Below are 20842 nucleotides of genomic sequence, written 5' to 3'. Positions count from 1 at the left end.
CGGGCCACGAATCAATCGCCTCATCTGTGATATCCGCCCAAAGACCTCTTTTGGAATTGTAGCGGCGCGCGACCAGGCAACCGGGCCTGGCGGGTGCAGCCAGAACTTGAACCGGGTGAGACGCCGAAGTTGCCGCCGCAGCAGGGCCGAACGATCGGTTGTTGTCTAGAGCAATAGAGCGACGTAGCCGCACCGCTTGCAGCGGGTTACAATAGCTGCACAATGTTCAAGAGATTCCTCATGGAACGGGAAGATCGCCCCGGAAAGGCTTGGCTTTCCCGGTTCGTTGCTGGGCGAGCGGAAGCAGAACGATGGTATTTCGGCCATCAAGCATCACTGACGCCAACGGCGAAGGATTGCCGCGCGGCCCTAGTGAATTACATGCCGAAATTGACGCTCCACTACGACCGCGCCTGCGACCTCGTTGGCGACGATGACGTGGCGCATCGAATGCTCAGTCACTTCCGTCCTGCGCCAGAACGCCATGGCTGCAGTCAGGCCGTCTGGTTGGGAAGAGGAGGGCCAGCCCTCATCCGCAATTTCGATTACCCACCCGATATTGTTTCGGAACGATTTGAGATCACAGCCTGGTCGGGAATGCGGGTGATCTGCAAGGCGCAGCGGCCCTGGGGAGGCTGTGTCGATGGTATGAACGAGAACGGACTCGTCGCCAGTGTCACCCTTGGCGGCAGCCGTGCTCAAGGACTTGGCTTCTCGATCATTTTGATCATCCGCTACATCCTCGAAACTTGCCACGATGTAAGTCAGGCGGTGGCGACGCTCTGCCGAATACCAGTAGCGCTCCCACAAAACGTGACTGTCCTCGACCGTTCAGGGCACTACGCCACAGTGCTTCTCGCTCCCCACCAGCGGCCGATCGTTACCAGGTTGAAGGCCTGCACGAACCACCAGCGAACCGCCAGGCCCCCATCGTCATCATTGGCGCGCCAGCATCTGATTCAGCAGGCGATCGATGATCCAACCATGACACTCTCGCGACTGACCGATCTATTTCTTTTGCCGCCGTTGTATTCCAGGAGCGGTTCCTTTCCGACGCTTTACACTGCCGTCTACCGCCCCGTGGAAGGGAGAGTGGACTATATCTGGCCCGGCAAGCGCTGGTCCCAAGGTTTCGAGGATTTCGAAGAAGACGAGTATATGCACAGTTATGGCTAGCCACTCACTCCTTGCATAGCGTTAGTTCTGCCACCGAACAATCAGCAGCAGTCGCCAACTCTCTCGGCGGATATATCGTGTCTATCCTCGCGCATATCGACAGCAAATGGCTGGCGTGTTGGCGAGGAGACTGACCGAGTGGGCTTCGCAACTACGCGCTGCCCCGTCCATAAGCTTGCCAGCCCTCAGAATCTTGCCGCCGGTGGTCGACGTGTCGTTCGCCTTCTTCCATTTCGTGTCGCAGGTCGCGGCGTTGCCGAGGTGTGTTTTCGTGGCTCTCTCCCCGGGGACGGCTTGGTCTTCTCGGGCAGGTTCATGGTGGCTTTTGCGATCCCGGATGATGTTGCCGGAGCCGCAAACTTGCGACGCAGTTGCGTGCGCGAGGGAATAGTGCTTTTGAAATCGGAAAGGTCGAGAAGTTCGCGACGGGCTGATATTTTAGACAAGGTCACGGTTGATGCTATCGTATTCTGATCAGTTCGCCAGTCTGCTGAAAGAGCCTGTTGTCCAGTTTGCCATCCTCGTTCTTCTGAGAATGCTCGCGACGCCATTGACGGGCGATCGGGTAGTTGGACGGCTCGCGGCCAACATCGTATTTTTCGTCGCCCTAACGGCTTTGCTCCTCTACCATAGAATTCCGCCGTATGCGCCTGATATAACTACGGAAACGGTGGCTGATCGGATCGGCTCCGGGATCCTCAAAGCGATCTGGTGGGTCGGAGGAGCGATGCTCCTTGCCAGTTTGGTCCGCACGTTCTTGACACTCGAACGGAAACCGAGGGAAGGGCGACTTCTGCAGGACCTGGTAGTGGGGATTGTCTATCTTGGCGCCGCGTTGAGCATCATCGCTTACGTCTTCAGTTTACCAGTGGGCACCCTCATCGCCACCTCCGGTGTGTTCGCTATCGTTTTGGGTCTGGCTTTGCAGAGTACCCTCAACGATGTTTTTTCAGGTATTGCGCTGAACCTCGGAAAGCCCCTGTCCGTAGGTGACTGGATCAGATTGGAAGACGACACGCAAGGACGCGTTGTGGAAACCAACTGGCGGTCAACCGAACTCCTTAGCGGCACCAACGACCTCATCATTGTGCCCAATAGCGTCCTCGCCAAGAGCCGGATCGTCAACATCAGTAGTCCGGACAACACACACGGCTCGACCTTGAAATTCAAGCTGGCCCCGACCAAGCCGCCATCAGTAATCCTCCAGACCATGGAACGTGTACTGTTGAGCAGTAATGCGATCCTGAAAACGCCCCATCCCACCGCGAATTTTACGGCGATGGATGCGAATTATCTGGAGATCGAACTGTCATTTCGGGTGTCGGAACTCGGTCAACTGTCTCGCGCTCGAAACGAATTATACGATCTCGTCTTTCGTCACACCGAGGCGTCCGGTCTTCAGCTTGCCTCCGACGGAGGAGCTACCAGGGTAGTCCTCACCCAGGAGGCATCCGAGATGAGTGTCCCACGTCAAACGTCAAGGCGGCGTCTTCTGGATGCGATTTCTCTGTTTTCTTCTCTGACAAGCGAGGAACGAGAAGAGTTGGCCTCCGCCATGAACAGGCTGTCGTTCAAGGAAGGCGATATCGCCGCCCATCGGGACACCTCGCTGACGTCGCTGATGATCCTTCGAAGCGGTGTGATGACAGTCGAGGAAATTGAGGATGGCCAAACCATCGAGCTTGAACGCCTTGCTCCGGGTGACGTCTTCGGTGAGCGCGGGGTGCTGATGGGAGCACTGGAGCCAGGTGATATCAAGGCGATCACAGCCGCCGTAGTCTATGAGATTCCCAAGGAGCGGCTCGGCGTGATCATGCGAGAACGTCCCGCCATTGCGGAAGAACTGGCGATGCTATTGTCCGCTCGGTCGAAAGCGGAGGAGCGCTTGCACATGGCGAGCCATCTCTCTCCTCTGCAACATGCGTCGTCGGTATCGGCAAGGATCAGGCATTTGTTTGGTCTCGGATGACGTATCCATCCTGAACTCTATTCGACCGTGGTCCTGGAGGGAGACGGCGCAGCTTACGCCATTGATCTATCCGACCAGGCCATTCACAAGGCAGCGAAAAGTACACACTGAACGATGCGACCGCGTTGCTCTCGGCAGTGAAACAGTGCCCAAACCGGGATTGTTGAGCAGTGGTGCGAGGTCCACGTCGGCAGGATCTAGTGGAGGAAGGTGATCTTCGTCTTTGGTGTCGGGTTATTGCAGCCGGGTGACGCACTCAGCGAATCCGATGCAGGCGCTCATCGCGGAAATCCCCATCAATGACAGATGGCTCTCCGACAACGGCAGGGAATCGATGAACTCGTCCAATTCCTTCACATGCTGCGGGTCAAGTTCGCCATGCATCCTGTATGTCCGGAAAAGGGTTTTTGGGAGCCCTGTCCGGCGTTCGAGGTCATCGTATACCTCGGTGGTTCCGGGATCGCTCTCCAGCATGAGGATATAGCCGAGCAACCCAACCGGGTGATGATGATAGATCCAATAATACTGGCATCCGACAAACGCGGCGGTCGTCGGCAGCGGGATCCGGTTCAGGATCTCGTCCTTGGAAAAGCCTGCCGCGCTAAGGTCTTCGAGCGTCCAGTCATCGTGGTCCCTCTCCTCGTCGATATGGTGCTGAAAATAGCTCGCTAGCGGATCGCGAAGCGGGTCTCCGATCGGAAGCTTCAAGGCTTCGGAGCGAGCAGCCTCCATCAAGGGGACGCTCGCCCGGATGACCTGATGCAGCAGGATCAGATATTCCGGAAAGAGCCGGGCAATGTCGGGGCTGCTCCAAAGCGCGTCGAGGGATCTAATCAGATGCCCGTTGGTCATCGCCATTCTGAGCCGAAGCCGATCACTTGTTTCCATTGTGAAATCCCCATTGGCCGATCGCTGATTGACGCTTCGAAAGAACTAAGGAAATGGAGCCAACAACAACATTCAACTTATATTAGTTATGGCTCAAGCAACATCGAAAGTGTATAGTTGAATTGCTGGGGTGCTGAATTTCATCTTGCTTCTGAGGGGAGACGACTATGGCTTCCGCGAATTACGACAAGCTCAAGCAAGCCAAGGTTTTCGACGACGAACAACAGATGGCGGACGAGCAAAAGAAGCAGCTTGAGGATCTGACCCCACAGGAGGTCAAGGCGCTGATCGACATCAAGGCGAAACTCGACAAGTTCGAGTGGCCGATTAAGACCGTCAAGAAGCCGACAATGCTGTAAGCCGGACCTCAACCCAATATAAGCTCGATTGACGCAAATGCCTGCTTTGCCCCGCAGACTTGATCATTCCGAGTGGGCTACCTTGATGTTTACGGACATCGAGGGGTCGACCTTGCTCGTCCAAAATCATTCCGAGGTCTTCTTCGAAGTGGTGGATCGCCATTTCGAGATCCTCAGGGAAAAAACGGTATCCAACGGCGGCAAGGTAGTGGTTGCGCACTCCGATGCCTTTTTCGCGTCTTTCGATGATGCGGACGACGCCTTTCTCGCCGCCGTTGAAGTCCAGAGAGCATTGTCCGAGGAAGATTGGCCCGACGATGTCGTTCTCAAGGTCAGGATCGGTCTCCATACCGGCGAAGTGTACCCCGTTTCCGACACGAGCATCGGTTACGTGGGAATTGACGTACACCGCGCGGCCCGCATTTCTGAAGCCGCGAGTGGCGGACAAATTCTCATGTCCAGTTCCACCATGGCCGAGTTGGACAAAGACAAAATCGCCGAGAAGGGCGGCGTTCGTTTCCTTGGCAGCCATCGCCTGAAAGACCTTTCGTTTCCAGAGCATCTCTACGAAGTCCAGATAGCCGGACTGTCGGCGGAATTCCCTCCCATAAAGTCCATCGACAACCACCCTACCAACCTTCCAAAGGCGACCAACAGCTTTGTCGGTCGCCAGAATGATATCTCGGCAATCACCAGCCTTTTGACGAGCGACCAGAGGCTGGTGACGCTCGCGGGTCCGGGCGGCGCAGGCAAGACGCGGCTGGCCATCGAGACGGCGTACAGGCTTGTTCCTGTCTATGGTGATGGTGTTTTCATGGTGTCGTTGGGTGCAGTCGCGAAACCAAGCCTATTCTTGCCTGTTGTCGCACAAACGCTGGGAGTGCCGGAATACCGTGGGCGCACGGTCCTGGAAGGACTGACCCACTTCATGTCAAAACGACACCTTCTGCTCCTTATCGACAATTTCGAGCACCTCATCGAAGCCGCTGCCGATCTTAAAAAGCTGCTCGGTAACTGTCCCAGGCTGGATGTTCTGGTGACCACCCGCGAGCCGCTTAGGGTCGCGGAGGAGGTGGTCTATCCGGTCGCCCCGATGCAGCTTCCTGATGCAACTGCCCATGAGGCAGTCAGTCAGTCCGATGCCGTGCAATTGTTTGCGGAGCGAGCACGAGCCGTGAAGCGCGACTTCGTTCTCGACGAACGCACTGTGCCGTTGGTTGCCAATATTTGCAGACGTCTGGACGGTCTTCCTTTGGCGATTGAACTGGCCGCGTCAAGGCTACGGATACTGACGCTTACCGAACTGTCGGGCCGCCTTGACCAGAGCCTGTCCATCATCGGGAAGGCCCACTACGACGACGACCAGAGGTACACGACATTGAGCGAAGCAATCTCCTGGAGCTTTCGCCTGTTGAATCCCGACGAGCAACGTTGTTTCGCAAGGATGTCGGTTTTCAGGGGCGGTTTCGGCCTGGCTGCAGCCGAGCACCTGTGTCGCGATCAAACGCGACCCGACCTGCCGGTTGTCGATATCCTGATTTCCCTGTGTGACAAGAGCCTTCTCACGACGAATACCGCTGGCGGGAGTTCGCGTTTTTCCATCCTGGAGACAATCCGGCAGTTCGCCCTGGCGAAGTTGCAGGAATCCGGCGAACTCGATTCCTGCAAGGATGCCCACGCGATCTACTATCTGCAATTCGTCGAGCAAGTGTCACCTGGATTGGTGGGTCCGGACCAGCGGCGGCTGGTCGGAGAACTCCAGATGGAAATGGACAACATCCGGGCGGCCCTTGGCTGGAGTTTGGAGCGCGCCGATTTTGACCATATCTGTCGATACCTGCAAGCAGTGCTGTGGTATCTGATCCCAAGGGCCCAATTCACTGAAGGGCTCATGTGGACAGATCGCGCCCTGGCCATCGCTTCGGGTATCAAGGGAACGCGAGAGTTTGCGATCCTGAATGACGTTGCCGGTTGGTTCAAACTGATTTCCGGCGATTACGCGGGTGCCGTGCCGAACTTCGAAGTCGCGCACGAAGTTTTCAAATCCCTCGGTCGCGCCGAGGATGTCGCCCGCACCATGATCACGCTCGGAGCAACCATGGCGGCCACCATAGAGAGCGACACCGGACCGAACATGGTTATTGCCGCCCTGGATGAGTGCAAGAAGCTCGAAGACTGGCACTCCGCCGGAATTGCCCTTATCGCGCTGGGAGAAGGCGCGCGTGGTGGCGGTGACATGCAATCGGCGGCGGAGTGTTACGAAGAAGCCCTGACACTCATGCGGCGATCAGGTGACCAATATTGGATGGGCGCGCTTCTGCTGAATATGTGCCATGTCTGTATCAGCAACGGCGATGTTGAAGCCGCCAGGCAATACCTGCGCGAGGCGATCCAGTTGGCGACCGAATTTGACTACACCATGATGATCAATCTCTACGTTGCCCTTGCAGGAGAGATCGCCTTGAAGGAATCGAACTTCGACGATGCCGCAAGGCTTTTCGGAGCGGCAACCACGATGCTGCATCGGGTCGGCGTCACATTCGAGTTTGCCGATCAGGTCGAGTTCGACAAGGCGATTGAGTTGACAACGGCGCATCTGGGTGCCGAGCGTTACGGCGAACTGCATGCGGAAGGGATGTCTTGGGATAAAACCAGGGCGCTCGCGTTCGCGCATGGAATTTCGCATCAAGAATAAGGTTTACGACTGACCTCGCGTGCCACTATTCGAAGTCTTTGATGTAGGCACGTACTGTCGCAACGTCCCCATTCGATACGGCAAATATAGCGTCACAGGTCTGACAAGGCTGACAGCGCCGGGACGTCGCTTTATACTCCCCATCATCGATACGACCGCGTTCTGAAGATCACTTTTTTCGAGCTATTCCAGCGCTTCCTTCCTGCATTGGAACCGTATTCGTCCAGCTTCATGTGCTGCTCCCGGAGAGGTCGAAGCACCGACCCGCACGTCCGGTCGATTGAGGAAGTCGCGTCCGCCTGTCGGGATCGTTTCACGCGTGTCGGAAACCCGCCAGGCAGCGATGCGAAATCAAATTCAACCAGAGCTTGGACTTACCCATCAAATCGTCAGGGCGACCGTCGGCGTGGTTACCTTGCGCAGAAGGCTTGCGAACGCATCAACATGAAGCGCTGCCGAGGCAGCCGTGGATCGCGTCTTCGGGGTACGCCGTGTCGTCAACGACATCTCTAGGGCTTGCCATCTCGGCAGCCGTGCCGACGCGCGGCTTCGTTGACAAAGTCAGCTAAAGAAACTCTGCCCTTAAGCGACAAAACTGCTTTGACCAAGTCCTTTGGCTAGCCGACCGACCGCCCACTGAAAAGCTATACCTCGGCACACTTGACAGGCGCCTTCGCGCGATATCCTATCGCATCACGATTTTTAGTTAAGTGCGATGCTGTGGGGTGACGCTGGTGTTCGTACGAGGGGTTTTCCTTGCAAGCTGTCTAAGCCTCCTGGGCGCGGTGGCGTCTGCGGAGGAGGCCTATCCTCCGGACATGGCTGACCGTGTCCAGGCCTGCACACCCTGTCACGGGGAGCAGGGAAAGGGCACGAACGATCCGTATTTCCCACGGCTTGCGGGCAAGCCCGCCGGATATCTACACAACCAGCTGGAAGCGTTCAAATCGGGCAGGCGGAAATATCCGCCAATGAACTATCTCCTCGCGTTCCTGACGGACGACTATCTGCGGCAGTTTGCGGCATATTTCGCCGATCAGCGGCCGGCGCTTCCCGAGAAGCCGCCAACCGATGCCAGCGCGGCAGTGCTTGATCACGGGCACGCGCTTGTGACGCAGGGCGACCTGGACCGCTCTATTCCGGCCTGCGTAAGCTGTCACGGCGGCTCCCTGACTGGCCAGGAGCCTGGTATTCCCGGCCTCCTCGGTTTGCGCGCCAGTTACATTAGTGCTCAGCTTGGAGGATGGCGCTATGGAACACGCACGGCCACTGCGCCCGACTGCATGCAGCTCGTCGCTGGACGTTTGACGGAAGACGATGTTCGAGCCGTCGCAGCTTATCTCGCCAATCAGGCTCAGCCCGCCGATCCTGCGCCATCTGCCGCCGGCTCTTATTCGTTGCCCTTCGCGTGCGGCAGCCAGCCGGAGAAGGGGAGGACGCCATGAGCGCGCGTTATCGACTTTCAACCGCTCTTGTCGTGTCATCGATGGTGGTGATAGCCGCAACGCTGATGCCGGCTGCTGCGCAGTCGCCGCAATCGGGCGATGTCGTCAAAAAGGGAGAGTATCTGGCGCGAGCCGGGGACTGCGTCGCATGCCATACAGCGCCCGAGGGCAAATTATTTGCTGGTGGTCGATCGATGCCCACGCCTTTCGGCACGTTGTATACTTCGAACATCACGCCCGACGCCGAAACGGGCATTGGGAAATGGTCGGCCGACGATTTCTACAGGACCATGCACAGCGGGAGGTTCCCGGACGGCGGTCTCCTCTATCCGGCGATGCCTTTCGGTTCCTACACAAAGGTCACGCGCGACGACAGCGATGCGATCTTCGCTTATTTGAAGACGATTGCGCCCGTGCGCCAGACGAACCGGCCGCATGAGCTGCAATTCCCATATAACAACAGGTCTCTGATCCTCGGCTGGCGAACCCTCTTCTTCAACGAGGGCGAGTTCAAGCCGGATCCAAAGCAGTCCGACGAGTGGAACCGGGGAGCCTATCTCGTGGAGGGGCTTGGCCACTGTGGCATGTGCCATACGCCCATCAACGCACTCGGCGGGAGTCGCGAGTCCGAAGCGTTTCAGGGCGGCTTGATTCCGATGCAGGACTGGTATGCTCCATCACTGACATCGAACAAGGAAGCAGGCTTGGGCGACTGGTCGATCGAAGAGATCTCGGATCTTTTGCAGAAGGGAATATCGACGCGCGGAGCGGTCTACGGGCCGATGGCCGAGGTCGTGTACAACAGTCTTCAGTACATGACTGACGAGGATACGCGCGCGATGGCCATCTATCTGAAAAGCATCGCGCAGGATGAACCTTCCCCGCCAAAGCCTTCGGTCAGGACCGAAGAGGCAAGCCTCCTCATCAGTCTCGGGAAGACCGTCTATGACAAGCACTGCGCGAGCTGTCATGGGGCAGAGGGCGAAGGAAAGCCTCCTCATTACCCGCCGCTAGCCGGAAACCAGTCGATCCAGATGGAATCGGCCGTAAATGGTATTCGCATGGTTCTCAACGGCGGATATCCGCCGGCTACCGCCAAGAATCCCATGCCCCATGGCATGCCGCCATTTGCCGTCACGCTTTCCGACGACGAGGTCGCCGCGGTAGCATCATATATCAGGACGGCATGGGGCAACCGTGGCACCCCGGTCAGCGCCGCCGAGGCGAACAAGCTTCGATCTGCTCCACTGCAATGAGGACGACATGATCAATCCTGACGAGCCTGCCCATATCCCCGACGACCGGATGGTCGAACGCATTGTCGCTGAAGGGCCACGAGGAGCAGTTGTTGTGGCCGGGATTGCGACCGCCGCCGTCGTTGCAATGTGGGTCTTGTTTTATCTGCTTGTGTTCGTGCCCCGGAGCGTCTGATGAGCGATGTTCACAACGAAGCGGCGGCGGTCGCTGAGCGCGTCGAACGGCGCTGGGCGACCGTTGCGATCTTGATTATTGTGTTTTTGGCGGGGATGGCGGCGTTCGCCGGGATACATCAGGCGACCATGCCGCAGACAGCGGTCGAAACCATCGACCCGACCACGATCCATCTCCAGGGCGAGTTCATTGAATCCAATCTGGGCAGCGCGGTTGAGCAGGATGGCTCCGTGACGGTAAGGGCGATCGGCCAGCAGTATTCGTTCTCCCCGCCCTGCATCGTCGTTCCAACTCAGACCCCGGTTACCTTCAGGGCCACCAGCGCCGACGTCGTGCATGGCTTCCTCATCCAGGGCACCAACATCAACACGATGCTCGTTCCTGGCTACGTATCGGTTCAGAAGGCCAGCTTTGACCAACCCGGTGAACACCTCATGCCATGCCAGGAGTTCTGCAGTGTTGGCCACGAAGGCATGTGGGCGAAAGTGAAGGCCGTCGACAAGCAGCAGTTCCTTTCGGAAATTGCGGACAAGAGGAGGCTTTCCTGTGCTCCATAATCGCAGGCTAATTCTGGCGCACTTCTGGCTCGCCTTCGCGACCTTTGGCCTTGCCCTGCCGCTTGGCGCCTGGCAGATGTACGTCCGCAGTCCGCTCTCCCCCTGGATCAGCAATCCTGAATGGTATTATCGTTCCCTGACCGCTCATGGCACGGTGATGGGTTATGTGTTCCCAACGCTTGTCGCAATGGCCTTCGGCTATGCGATCAGCGAGGCTTCCCTGAAACAGGCCCTCGTTGGAGTCCGCTGGGCCTGGAGCGGTTTTTGGCTGATTGCGGTCGGCGCTGTCGTCGCGATGATCCCCGTGTCCCTTGGTCGGGCGTCAGTGCTTTATACCTTCTACCCGCCTTTGATCGGAAGCGCGCTCTACTATATCGGCGTGGTGATGGTCGTTGTCGGCTCCTGGATCTGGGTGGCTCTCATGTCCATCAATCTGAGAGTTTGGAAAAGGGCCAATCCGGGCGCTCCGGTGCCACTCGCCATGTTTGCGAACGTGGCCGGCTCGTATCTATGGGCATGGACCGCCGTCGGCGCCGCCCTGGAGCTACTGCTGCAAATCATCCCGGTTGCACTCGGGTTCAAATCGACGATCGACGCCGGTCTTGCGCGCGTATTCTTCTCGTGGACATTGCACGCAATCGTCTATTTCTGGCTCATGCCGACCTATATCGCCTACTACACGATCGTTCCGCGGGCGATCGGCGGTCGCGTCTTCAGCGACACCATGGCGCGTATCTCGTTCATCCTCTTTCTCGTGGTTGCCATGCCGATCGGCATCCACCACGCCTTCGCCGACCCTCAGGTCGGTGCAGGCTTCAAGTTCATCCATTCCACTTTCACCGCCCTGGTCGCACTTCCAACGCTGCTGACCGTCTTCACCATTCTGGCGTCTGTGGAAATCGCGGCGCGTGCGCGAGGGGGCAGGGGCGCCTTCGGCTGGCTGACCGCGCTCCCCTGGCGCAACCCCATGATGCTGGCGGTGACGTTCTCCTTCGTCATGCTCGGCTTCGGCGGGGCCGGGGGGCTCATAAACATGAGCTACCAGCTCGACGCGTCGATCCACAACACGCAGTGGATCACCGGACACTTTCATCTCATTTTCGGCGGCGCGATCGTCATAATGTATTTCGCCATCGCTTATGACCTGTGGCCCCATCTGACGGGACGCCCTCTCGTCAGCCTTGGTCTGGTCAGGCTCCAGCTCTGGCTCTGGTTCATCGGAATGATCGTGACGACTTTCCCATGGCACTATGTCGGGATCCTCGGCATGCCGCGCCGGATGTCCTTCTTCGACTATACGGATCCGGCGCTTGCGAACGAGGCGGTTTCGGTCGTGCTCTCGGCAATTGGCGGGTTCATACTCGTTGCCTCGGGTATTCTTTTCCTTGTCGTTCTTATCCGCTCGCATCTCGCTTCGCCAAGCCAGCCGGAGGAGTATCGGTTCGCGCTGGCCGTCCATCCTACCACCAGAGTTCCTGCTGCCCTGAACAGCTACGGTCTTTGGGTTGGCCTGATGGTAGCACTGACGATCACGAACTATGGATATCCGATCCTTCAACTTGCCATACGCAATGACACCTCCGTGCCAGCGGTATATGTGGGAGAAAGGTGATGAACGGCGACAGGCTGACCAGCTTTCGGAACCGGTGGACGCTGACCAGCGTCTTCGTCACAGCCGCAATCTTCGTTGTCGCCGCGCTATTGGGCTTTGTGCTGCTTCCGCGCCTTGACGCAAGGGAGCAGGTGGTGGGCTTATGGGATACCATCTGCCGGGCGGCCGGGCTGCCGCAGCGCGGAGAAGCTTCTGAACCCGTGCAGCCAGGTTACAAGACGTCTCTTGTGAAGATAGCAACCGCAGTTTCGCGAACTCGCAACGAGGAGGCGATAGGCAGAGGGGCCACGCTTGCGCAGCAGTGCGCCATCTGTCACGGCCCCACAGGCATAAGCCGCGCAGACTCCCCGAATCTGGCCGGCCAGTATGCGAGCGTGGTCTATAAACAGCTTCGCGATTTCAAGGACGGCGTTCGTGTCAATGCTGTCATGAGCCCGTTCACGGCGAAACTGACCGAGCGGGATATGCAGGACCTTGCCGCATACTACGCCTTCTTGCCGCGACTGCCGGGCTTTCATCCCGCCGGGGCCAATCCCGCGCCGCGGATCGTGGTCAGCGGCGCGCCAACGAGAGGAATCGCGCCCTGTGGTTCGTGTCATGGCACTATTGAAAACAAGCTGGGCAGTCCGTGGCTCGAGGGCCAGTCCGAACTTTACCTCAAGACCCAGCTCCAGGCCTTCGTATCCGGCTCGCGGCAGAACGACATCAGCAGTCAGATGCGCAACGTTGCGCGCGCGATGACGCCCGAAGAGATTGAAGAGGCAGCCCGGTACTACGCAAACCAGCCGCCGCCCTATCTGTCCACCGAATGAACCGAAACGTCGCGGTGTCGTCAAAATGCCGGTGATTCGAACGGGGATTGAATGGCGACTGCATCTCGTTCGATCGCGCCCGTGTGGTTACACACCACGTGGAGAAGAACGACCGATAAAACATTTCCTCTGACGGGGGAGGGCGAGATCCTCACTGCGATCGTGTTCGGATGTCAGTCACTCGGCGGAAGGCGGTCTCATCCACTTGCCGTCCTTTCAATGAATGGCCACTTCGCGTGCGGTTTGTGCGGCAGATCAATCAACCATCTGCGAGGAGGCGGATCCATGCGCTCTGGCTATGGCATCCTGCAGATCCTCGATCGGCGTCGATCTCGTCATCGCATTGCCTTCCAGCTCTTTCGGCATCTTCCAGCCGGGGTCGATGCCTTCCATGTTTGGAAGCTCATGGGCGATCCCTTTGTGGCAGTCGATACAGGTTGCCTGTCCAGATAACAGATATCGGGTGTGAATCTCGGCAGCGCGCTGCGTCTGCTTCTGCAGATCCATTGCCACCGCGGTGTGGCAGTTGCGGCATTCCAGGCTGTCGTTGGCCTTCATGCGCGCCCATTCGTGCTGTGCCAACTCCAACCGCTTCTCCAGGAATTTGGGCCGCGTATTGATCGTGCCGAATATCTTGCCCCACACCTCCTTGGATGCCTGCATCTTGCGAGCGATCTTGTCGGTCCATTGATGCGGCACGTGACAGTCCGGACAGGTGGCCCTGACGCCTGAGCGGTTCGAGAAGTGAATCGTGCGAGACAGTTCCTGGTAAACATTGTCATGCATCTCATGACAGGAGGTACAGAACTTCTCGGTATTGGTGAGTTCCAGCGCCGTATTGAACGCGCCCCAGAACATCACGCCGCCAATGAAACCGCCGAGCGTCAGGACGCCGAGCCCAATCGTGGCCGCAGGCGTCGTCAGGATCGACCAGGCCCAGACAATCGCTTTCTTGATCCATGAGATCATCGGCGTCACTCGCTTCCCGCAGGCTTGACGCCCATTTCGCTCATATCCCTGAACAGGTTGTTCACCAGCGGACGCACGTCCGCCTGCGGCACGTGGCAGGCGGTGCAGAAATAGCGCCGGGGCGAGACATCCGCGAGCATCTGGCCGTCGCGGGTCATGTAGTGTGTTACGCTGATCATCGGCGCACCGGAGTCCTGGGTGAACTCGCGCTTGTGGCAGGAAAGGCATCGGTTCGCGTTCACCGAGAGCTCGTATCCCTCGATCGAATGAGGGATCACTGGCGGCTGGTCGGGATAGGCGCGCATCCTGCGGCGGTCGTCCACGATCCACTTCGGCAGCGGCGCCGCCGGGCCGATCGCCATCGACGGCACTCGCCCGACCAGTTGCGGTGCCGCTTCCGGCAATACCTGGGCAATCGTGGCCGTCGCGACGAAAAGCAGAATACCCGCCGTGACCAGCATCCAATCAGGCCGCCTCAAATGGCGACGGGGAGAATCTTGACCGCGCATTTTTTGAAATCCGTCTGTTTTGAGATGGGATCGGTGGCGTCGAGAGTAACCTTGTTGATCAGTTGGCTTGCATCGAACCAGGGAACGAAGATGACGCCGGGCGGCATGCGGTTTCGCCCGCGCGTCTCGACACGCGACCGGATCTCGCCGCGACGTGACACAATCCGCACTTCCGCACCCTGGTTGATGCCGCGCTTGCGGGCGTCCTCCGCGTTCATGAATACCCGTGCACCCGGGAATGCCTTGAAGAGCTCGGGAACGCGCAATGTCATTGAACCCGAATGCCAGTGTTCCAGCACACGGCCAGTCACCAGCCAGACGTCAAACTCATCATCCGGGGCCTCCGCCGGCGGCTCGTAGGGCACGGCCAGGATGACCGCCTTGCCGTCCGGCTGGCCGTAGAAGTTCACGCCTTCGCCAGGTTTCACGAAAGGATCAAAGCCCTCGCGATAGCGCCACAGCGTCTCCTGGCCGTTGACCACCGGCCAACGCAGCCCGCGCACCTCGTGGTACATGTTGAAGGGTGCGAGATCGTGGCCGTGTCCGCGCCCGAAGGTGGCATATTCCTCAAACAGGCCTTTCTGAATGTAGAAGCCAAAGGCCTTCGCTTCCTGATTGTCGTAGTCGGCATTGAGTTCGCTGAGGGGAAAGCGGTCGACCTCGCCATTGCGGAAGATCACGTCAAACAGGCTCTTGTCGCGATATTCCGGATTGGCGTCGAGGATATTGGCGGGCCAGACCTCGTCGGTCTTGAAGCGCTTGGAGAATTCCGCGATCTGCCAGAGGTCCGACCGTCCCTCTCCAGGGGCTTGGACAAGCTGGCGCCAGAGCTGGGTGCGGCGCTCGGCATTGCCGTAGCCGCCCTCTTTCTCAACCCACATCGCAGCCGGCAGGATCAGGTCGGCGCTCATCGCCGTGATCGTCGGATAGGCATCGGAGACGACGATGAAGTTCTCCGGGTTTCGGTAGCCCTGCCAGGTCTCGTTGCTCGTGTTGGGTGCTGCCTGGATATTGTTGTTGACCTGCACCCAGTAGAAATTGAGCTTTCCATCCTTCAGCATGCGGTCCTGCTGAACGGCGTGGTAGCCCGGCTTTTCCGGGATGATGCCATGCGGGATGCGCCAGATTTCCTCCGCACGCTTGCGGTGCTCGGGATTGGTAACGGTCATGTCGGCCGGGAGGCGATGGGCGAAGGTGCCGACCTCGCGCGCGGTACCGCAGGCCGACGGCTGCCCGGTCAGTGAGAAGGGACTGTTGCCGGGTTCCGATATCTTACCCGTCAGCAGGTGGATGTTATAGACCATCTGGTTCGCCCAGACGCCGCGCACATGCTGGTTGAAGCCCATCGTCCAGAGCGACATGACCTTGCGTTGCGGATCGGCGTAGAGTTCCGCCAACTGCTCCAGGAAGCCTGTATCAACGCCGCTCAGTTCTGCTGCCTTTTCCAGCGTGTACTCGGACACGAATTTCTTGAAGGCGGCAAAGTCAATTGGCTCCATCTTCGCCGGATCGGTCGCATTGGCAGCCTTCAATTCCAGCGGATTATCCGGCCTCAACCCGTAACCGATGTCGGTAACGCCGCGGGCGAACCGCGTATGCCGATCCACGAAGTCCTGGTTAACCCGCCCGGTCTGGATGATGTGGTTCGCGATGTAGTTGAGGATTGCCAGGTCCGACCCAGGCTTGAAGATCATCGGTATGTCCGCGAGATCCATGCTGCGGTGGGTAAAGGTGGATAGAACCGCGACCCTGACATGTGGGTGGCCGAGACGACGGTCGGCGACGCGGGTCCACAGGATCGGATGCATCTCCGCCATATTCGAGCCCCAGAGCACAAAGGCGTCAGCATGCTCGAAATCGTCATAGACGCCCATCGGCTCATCCATGCCGAAGGTGCGCATGAAGGCGTAGGCCGCCGAGGCCATGCAGTGGCGAGCGTTCGGATCGAGATTGTTGGAGCGCAGGCCGGCGCGCATCAGTTTCGTCGCTGCATAGCCCTCGAAGATCGTCCACTGGCCGGAGCCGAACATGCCGACGGCCGTCGGTCCCTTCTCCTTCAGCACCCTCTTGCATTGCTCGGCCATCACGTCGAACGCCTCGTCCCAGGTGATCGGTTCGAACTCGCCGTCCTTGGCATAGACGCCGTTACGCTTGCGCAAGAGCGGTGTCTTCAGCCGGTCCTCGCCGTACATGATCTTGGAAAGGAAATAGCCCTTGATGCAGTTCAGGCCGCGATTGACCTCGGCCTGCATGTCGCCATGGGTGGCGACCACCTTGCCATCCTTCACGCCGACCATCACGCCGCAGCCGGTGCCGCAGAAGCGGCAGGGTGCCTTGGACCATTTGATCTCGAGTGCCTCGACGCCGCCTGGTACCGGCTGGGCGGCGGCAGGTAGTGCTATACCGGCCGTCGCCGCGGCGATGCCGGCGGCGTGGGCCTTCAGGATGTCACGCCGCGTCAGTGTTCCGGTCATCGCTTCGCATCTCCTCTGTCTCGACGTGCTCGAAAACCATGCTCGCCGTGATCACCCCCTCGAGGAGCGAAATGCGCGTCAGGCATTCGCCGAGCATGCCCGTATCCGTTCCCTCGATCACGACGACGATCTTGCCGCCGCCGTGGCCATGAATTTCGACATTCTCCATCCCGGCGATTGCAGCCAGGACGCCTTCGGTTCGCGCCGGCACCGTCGCGATCACCGCGCTGGAAATATGATAGCGCTGCGGCTGCTCAGACATCGGCGGCCTCCGCTTCGCGGGCCTGAAGGCCGATGGCGCTGACCGGGCATATGCTGAGGCACGCGCCGCAACCGCTGCAGAGCGCTTCGTTCAATTCCGGGACGAACGGGCCGCCCATCCGCGGGCGGAAGCGGATCGCTTGCTCGGGACAGCATTCGCCGCACGACTGGCAGGCCACGTGGCGCTTCGCGAGACAGCCGTCGCCGACAACCGCGACATGCGGGAAACGATCGGCGTTCACGGTCAAAAAGACGGGTTCGGGACAGACCGAGCTGCATTCGCCGCAGAAGGTGCATTCGCCAAAAGCGAAATCGATCGAGGGCATCCCGTCCGAAAGCCGGATGATGCCGGTCGGACATCGTTCGACGCAAAGCCCGCACCCCGTGCACGCGTTGAGGCTTTCGGCCGTCGCCCCAGGAGGACAGATGCCGATATTTCTCCTGGCAGGTCGGCCGAAAAACAACGCTCGACGTGAGATGGGCTCTGTCCGCATGACGCCCTCAATGACCCGCAGGCGGCCCCGGCGGACCGTAAATGATCTGGAACATCCAGACGAGGAAACCGTATCCGCCGACGACGCCAACGGCGACGAGCGGCCAGATTCCAAACGCCAAAACGAGGAAAGCAAGGAGTTCGACCCGCCGCCGTCCGCGGGGAGTGATTTCCTTCGGAGCTTTGTCGATCAAATCGGTCATGGCGGCTCCCCCACAGCAAGAATCGTAGCACACGTTTTTGGAGACGCAAAGTCTCAATTGCACTTCCTGCTGCGTGCAAGGACCGTTGGAAAGTTGAGCTGTTTTGCCGGGGCGGTCGGGCGAGCGCAGCGATCTTTGAGGAAGCGCAAATACCGGGAGCGCCCTTCGACCTATGGAGGTCATAATCGCTGTTCAGCCGCTTGCTTAAGCAAGGGGGACGCCAGTCGGCGAAGCGATCGATCCAAGCGTCGAAAGGTCAAACGCGTGACAGACAGCACGAACCAAGAAACCGCAAACGAGCCGACTCGCCGTGATTTCCTTTATCTCACCACAGGCATGGCGGGGGCGGTTGGGGCCGTCGCGGTTGCATGGCCGTTTATCGACCAGATGCGTCCGGATGCTTCGACGTTGGCGCTGGCCTCGATCGAGGTTGACGTTTCCAGCCTCGAGCCGGGAATGTCGCTGACGGCCAAGTGGCGCGGCAAGCCGATCTTCATCCGCAACCGTACGCCCGAGGAAGTGAAGGCTGCCGATGAGGTGCCGCTTTCCGACCTGAAGGACCCGGTGGCGCGCAACGCCAACCTGCCGTCCGACGCGCAGGCGACCGGCGTCGACCGTTCGGCCGGCAAGGACAAGGAAAACTGGATCGTCATGATCGGCTCGTGCACCCATCTCGGCTGCATCCCGCTCGGCCAGGCCGGCGAATACAATGGTTGGTTCTGTCCCTGCCATGGCTCGGTCTACGACACGGCCGGTCGCATCCGCAAAGGTCCGGCGCCGCAGAACCTGGCGATCCCGACCTATTCGTTCGTTTCCGATAAAGTAATCAAGATCGGTTGAGGGGGACTGATTTATGAGTGGCCATTCCAGCTACGAGCCATCAACCGGCCTTGAGAAGTGGATCGATGCGCGCCTGCCTTTGCCGCGCATGGTCTATGACAGTTTCGTCGCCTATCCGGTTCCGCGCAACCTGAACTATGCCTACACCTTCGGCGCCATGCTTTCGGTCATGCTCGTCGTGCAGATCCTGACCGGCGTCGTGCTGGCCATGCACTATGCGGCGGAAACGACGGTTGCCTTCAACTCCGTCGAAAAGATCATGCGTGACGTCAACCACGGCTGGCTGCTGCGCTATATGCACGCCAACGGCGCGTCGTTCTTCTTCGTTGCCGTCTACCTGCACATCGCCCGCGGTCTCTACTACGGCTCCTACAAGGCGCCGCGCGAGATCCTCTGGATCCTCGGCGTCCTCATCTACCTGCTGATGATGGCGACCGGCTTCATGGGCTACGTTCTGCCCTGGGGCCAGATGTCCTTCTGGGGCGCGACCGTCATCACCGGCTTCTTCTCGGCATTCCCGCTGGTCGGCGAGTGGATCCAGCAGTTCCTGCTCGGCGGCTTTGCCGTCGACAACCCGACGCTGAACCGCTTCTTCTCGCTGCACTACCTGCTGCCCTTCGTCATTGCCGGCGTCGTCGTCCTGCACATCTGGGCGCTGCATGTCGTCGGCCAGACGAACCCGACCGGCGTCGAGGTGAAGACCAAGACCGACACGGTTCGCTTCACGCCCTACGCGACGTTGAAGGATGCGCTTGGCGTTTCGATCTTCCTGCTGGTCTACGCCTACTTCGTCTTCTACATGCCGAACTTCCTCGGCCATCCGGACAACTACATCCCGGCTGACCCGTTGAAGACGCCGGCCCATATCGTTCCGGAATGGTACTTCCTGCCGTTCTACGCGATGCTGCGCTCGATCACCTTCAACATCGGACCGATCGACTCGAAGCTGGCCGGCGTCCTCGTCATGTTCGGCGCCATCATCGTGCTGTTCTTCGTGCCCTGGCTCGATACCTCGAAGGTGCGTTCGGCGGCTTATCGCCCTTGGTACAAGCTGTTCTTCTGGCTGTTCGTCGCCAATGCCATCGTCCTCGGCTGGCTCGGCTCGCGTCCTGCCGAAGGCACCTACGTGATCATGTCGCAGCTTGGCACTCTCTTCTACTTCGCCTTCTTCCTGGTGATCATGCCGGTTCTCGGCCTCGTCGAGACGCCGCGCCGCTTGCCCAACTCGATTACGGAAGCGGTTCTGGAAAAGCGCAACAAGGTGGCGGCCGCCGAGCCGGTCAAGGCCTGAGCGTGCGACAGGAAGGGAAGAGACACATGAACAAGCTTGTTACCAGCCTCCTGTCGCTGGCCGTCGTCGCTGGTTTGAGCGGCGCGGCACTTGCCCAGGAAACCACCCCGAACGGGGCCGCGCCGGCAGAGCATGCCGAAGGCGCAACGCCGCACTATCCGCTCATGCATCCGAAGCATGAGCACTGGACCTTTGCCGGCCCGCTCGGCCATTACGACAAGGGCCAGCTGCAGCGCGGCCTGAAGGTCTACACGGAAGTCTGCGCCGCCTGTCACTCGATGAGCCTCGTGCCGTTCCGCACGCTCGGAGCTCTCGGCTACTCGGACGCACAGGTGAAGGCCTTGGCCGCCAACTACGAGGTTCAGGATGGCCCGAATGCCAGCGGTGACATGTTCACCCGCAAGGCCATTCCGTCGGACCATTTCCCGTCGCCGTTCCCGAACCACGAGGCGGCGGCTGCCGCCAACAATGGTGCGGCGCCGCCGGACTTCTCGCTGATCGCCAAGGCGCGCGGCATCGAGCGCGGCTTCCCGCAGTTCCTGATCGACATGATCCCGTTCGTCGGCGGCTATCAGGAAGGCGGTCCGGACTACATCTACTCGCTGCTGACCGGCTACGACCAGCAGCCGCCGGCCGGCGTCCAGGTGGCCGAGGGCACGCATTACAACCCGTACTTCGCCGGTGCTGCTGCGCTCGCCATGCCAAAGCCGCTCTCCGACGGCCAGGTCACCTATGACGACGGCTCGCCGGCGACGGTCGACCAGTACGCCAAGGACGTCGCTTCCTTCCTGATGTGGGCCGCCGAGCCGCATCTCGAGGAGCGCAAGCGCACCGGCTTCATGGTCATGGTCTTCCTGG

Annotated in this window: 20 protein-coding genes; 13 read left to right on the top strand and 7 right to left on the bottom strand. The window is 59.4% G+C overall.

Annotation, left to right across the window (positions count from 1 at the left end):
• Positions 1 to 222 precede the first annotated feature (222 nt).
• Both AS026_RS00095 and AS026_RS00090 read left to right on the top strand, forming a co-directional pair.
• Positions 223 to 1176: a C45 family autoproteolytic acyltransferase/hydrolase gene (locus AS026_RS00095; protein ID WP_062368237.1), complete on the top strand. Its 954-nt coding sequence runs from the start codon at positions 223 to 225 to the stop codon at positions 1174 to 1176.
• A 457-nt stretch (positions 1177 to 1633) separates the two neighbouring features.
• Complete coding sequence (locus AS026_RS00090) at positions 1634 to 3145, top strand: mechanosensitive ion channel domain-containing protein (RefSeq protein WP_062368236.1); 1512 nt, start codon at positions 1634 to 1636, stop codon at positions 3143 to 3145.
• A gap of 234 nt (positions 3146 to 3379) precedes the next feature.
• Here the strand turns inward: AS026_RS00090 and AS026_RS00085 are convergent, their stop codons facing one another.
• Positions 3380 to 4033 (bottom strand): iron-containing redox enzyme family protein, encoded by a 654-nt coding sequence (locus AS026_RS00085; protein ID WP_082728392.1) that lies wholly within the window; start codon positions 4031 to 4033, stop codon positions 3380 to 3382.
• A 167-nt stretch (positions 4034 to 4200) separates the two neighbouring features.
• Between AS026_RS00085 and AS026_RS00080 the strand changes: the two genes are divergently transcribed.
• From AS026_RS00080 to AS026_RS00050, 8 genes are all read left to right on the top strand, one after another.
• Complete coding sequence (locus AS026_RS00080) at positions 4201 to 4392, top strand: aroma-sacti cluster domain-containing protein (RefSeq protein ID WP_062368234.1); 192 nt, start codon at positions 4201 to 4203, stop codon at positions 4390 to 4392.
• Positions 4393 to 4429: 37 nt separating this feature from the next.
• Entirely contained in the window at positions 4430 to 7087 is a 2658-nt protein-coding gene (locus AS026_RS00075; RefSeq protein WP_082728391.1) for an adenylate/guanylate cyclase domain-containing protein, read from the top strand.
• Between the two features lie 734 nt (positions 7088 to 7821).
• Positions 7822 to 8532, top strand: a complete 711-nt coding sequence (locus tag AS026_RS00070; RefSeq protein ID WP_063805885.1) for a c-type cytochrome — start codon at positions 7822 to 7824, stop codon at positions 8530 to 8532.
• A complete protein-coding gene (locus AS026_RS00065) occupies positions 8529 to 9788 on the top strand; it encodes a c-type cytochrome (RefSeq protein WP_062368231.1) in 1260 nt (419 codons plus the stop codon). Before AS026_RS00070 ends, AS026_RS00065 begins: the two co-directional genes overlap by 4 nt.
• A gap of 7 nt (positions 9789 to 9795) precedes the next feature.
• Positions 9796 to 9963 (top strand): hypothetical protein, encoded by a 168-nt coding sequence (locus tag AS026_RS42185; RefSeq protein WP_018856232.1) that lies wholly within the window; start codon positions 9796 to 9798, stop codon positions 9961 to 9963.
• A complete protein-coding gene (locus AS026_RS00060; RefSeq protein WP_062368230.1) occupies positions 9963 to 10520 on the top strand; it encodes a cupredoxin domain-containing protein in 558 nt (185 codons plus the stop codon). The genes AS026_RS42185 and AS026_RS00060 overlap by 1 nt, the downstream gene beginning before the upstream one ends.
• Complete coding sequence (locus AS026_RS00055) at positions 10510 to 12132, top strand: b(o/a)3-type cytochrome-c oxidase subunit 1 (RefSeq protein ID WP_062368229.1); 1623 nt, start codon at positions 10510 to 10512, stop codon at positions 12130 to 12132. Before AS026_RS00060 ends, AS026_RS00055 begins: the two co-directional genes overlap by 11 nt.
• A complete protein-coding gene (locus tag AS026_RS00050; RefSeq protein ID WP_062368228.1) occupies positions 12132 to 12944 on the top strand; it encodes a c-type cytochrome in 813 nt (270 codons plus the stop codon). Before AS026_RS00055 ends, AS026_RS00050 begins: the two co-directional genes overlap by 1 nt.
• Positions 12945 to 13199: 255 nt before the next feature.
• On the opposite strand, the gene AS026_RS00045 is transcribed toward AS026_RS00050, so the two are convergent.
• Genes AS026_RS00045 through napE form a run of 6 tightly spaced genes read right to left on the bottom strand, consistent with a single transcriptional unit; the run spans position 13200 to position 17853 of the window.
• Entirely contained in the window at positions 13200 to 13913 is a 714-nt protein-coding gene (locus AS026_RS00045; RefSeq protein ID WP_167354877.1) for a NapC/NirT family cytochrome c, read from the bottom strand.
• 5 nt (positions 13914 to 13918) lie between these two features.
• Positions 13919 to 14422 (bottom strand): nitrate reductase cytochrome c-type subunit, encoded by a 504-nt coding sequence (locus tag AS026_RS00040; protein ID WP_062368227.1) that lies wholly within the window; start codon positions 14420 to 14422, stop codon positions 13919 to 13921.
• A complete protein-coding gene (gene napA, locus AS026_RS00035; RefSeq protein ID WP_062368226.1) occupies positions 14389 to 16896 on the bottom strand; it encodes a periplasmic nitrate reductase subunit alpha in 2508 nt (835 codons plus the stop codon). The genes AS026_RS00040 and napA overlap by 34 nt, the downstream gene beginning before the upstream one ends.
• Positions 16871 to 17158 (bottom strand): chaperone NapD, encoded by a 288-nt coding sequence (locus tag AS026_RS00030; RefSeq protein ID WP_062368225.1) that lies wholly within the window; start codon positions 17156 to 17158, stop codon positions 16871 to 16873. Before AS026_RS00030 ends, napA begins: the two co-directional genes overlap by 26 nt.
• Positions 17151 to 17651 (bottom strand): ferredoxin-type protein NapF, encoded by a 501-nt coding sequence (locus tag AS026_RS00025; RefSeq protein WP_062368224.1) that lies wholly within the window; start codon positions 17649 to 17651, stop codon positions 17151 to 17153. Before AS026_RS00025 ends, AS026_RS00030 begins: the two co-directional genes overlap by 8 nt.
• A 7-nt stretch (positions 17652 to 17658) precedes the next feature.
• On the bottom strand, positions 17659 to 17853 hold the full coding sequence (gene napE / locus AS026_RS00020) for a periplasmic nitrate reductase, NapE protein (RefSeq protein WP_062368223.1): 195 nt from the start codon (positions 17851 to 17853) through the stop codon (positions 17659 to 17661).
• Positions 17854 to 18117: 264 nt separating this feature from the next.
• On the opposite strand from napE, the gene petA reads away from it, so the two are divergent.
• The 3 genes from petA to AS026_RS00005 form a co-directional block, all read left to right on the top strand.
• Positions 18118 to 18693, top strand: coding sequence for a ubiquinol-cytochrome c reductase iron-sulfur subunit (petA, locus tag AS026_RS00015; protein ID WP_062368222.1), 576 nt, complete (start codon positions 18118 to 18120; stop codon positions 18691 to 18693).
• 13 nt (positions 18694 to 18706) lie between these two features.
• Positions 18707 to 19984: a cytochrome b gene (locus tag AS026_RS00010; protein WP_062368221.1), complete on the top strand. Its 1278-nt coding sequence runs from the start codon at positions 18707 to 18709 to the stop codon at positions 19982 to 19984.
• A gap of 26 nt (positions 19985 to 20010) precedes the next feature.
• On the top strand, positions 20011 to 20842 hold an 832-nt coding region (locus AS026_RS00005), incomplete at its 3' end, for a cytochrome c1 (RefSeq protein ID WP_062368220.1).

Source organism: Rhizobium altiplani (assembly GCF_001542405.1).
GTDB classification, from domain to species: domain Bacteria; phylum Pseudomonadota; class Alphaproteobacteria; order Rhizobiales; family Rhizobiaceae; genus Rhizobium; species Rhizobium altiplani.
This window is presented reverse-complemented; position numbering and strand designations above follow the sequence as displayed.

Coding starts and splice junctions, on each gene's coding strand:
- AS026_RS42185 (WP_018856232.1), top strand. CDS start 9,796: ATGATCAATCCTGACGAGCCTGCCCATATCCCCGACGACCGGATGGTC.
- AS026_RS00085 (WP_082728392.1), bottom strand. CDS start 4,033: ATGGAAACAAGTGATCGGCTTCGGCTCAGAATGGCGATGACCAACGGG.
- AS026_RS00050 (WP_062368228.1), top strand. CDS start 12,132: ATGAACGGCGACAGGCTGACCAGCTTTCGGAACCGGTGGACGCTGACC.
- AS026_RS00045 (WP_167354877.1), bottom strand. CDS start 13,913: ATGATCTCATGGATCAAGAAAGCGATTGTCTGGGCCTGGTCGATCCTG.
- AS026_RS00060 (WP_062368230.1), top strand. CDS start 9,963: ATGAGCGATGTTCACAACGAAGCGGCGGCGGTCGCTGAGCGCGTCGAA.
- AS026_RS00095 (WP_062368237.1), top strand. CDS start 223: ATGTTCAAGAGATTCCTCATGGAACGGGAAGATCGCCCCGGAAAGGCT.
- AS026_RS00025 (WP_062368224.1), bottom strand. CDS start 17,651: ATGCGGACAGAGCCCATCTCACGTCGAGCGTTGTTTTTCGGCCGACCT.
- napA (WP_062368226.1), bottom strand. CDS start 16,896: ATGACCGGAACACTGACGCGGCGTGACATCCTGAAGGCCCACGCCGCC.
- AS026_RS00075 (WP_082728391.1), top strand. CDS start 4,430: ATGCCTGCTTTGCCCCGCAGACTTGATCATTCCGAGTGGGCTACCTTG.
- napE (WP_062368223.1), bottom strand. CDS start 17,853: ATGACCGATTTGATCGACAAAGCTCCGAAGGAAATCACTCCCCGCGGA.
- AS026_RS00065 (WP_062368231.1), top strand. CDS start 8,529: ATGAGCGCGCGTTATCGACTTTCAACCGCTCTTGTCGTGTCATCGATG.
- AS026_RS00080 (WP_062368234.1), top strand. CDS start 4,201: ATGGCTTCCGCGAATTACGACAAGCTCAAGCAAGCCAAGGTTTTCGAC.
- AS026_RS00040 (WP_062368227.1), bottom strand. CDS start 14,422: ATGCGCGGTCAAGATTCTCCCCGTCGCCATTTGAGGCGGCCTGATTGG.
- AS026_RS00030 (WP_062368225.1), bottom strand. CDS start 17,158: ATGTCTGAGCAGCCGCAGCGCTATCATATTTCCAGCGCGGTGATCGCG.
- AS026_RS00010 (WP_062368221.1), top strand. CDS start 18,707: ATGAGTGGCCATTCCAGCTACGAGCCATCAACCGGCCTTGAGAAGTGG.
- AS026_RS00090 (WP_062368236.1), top strand. CDS start 1,634: ATGCTATCGTATTCTGATCAGTTCGCCAGTCTGCTGAAAGAGCCTGTT.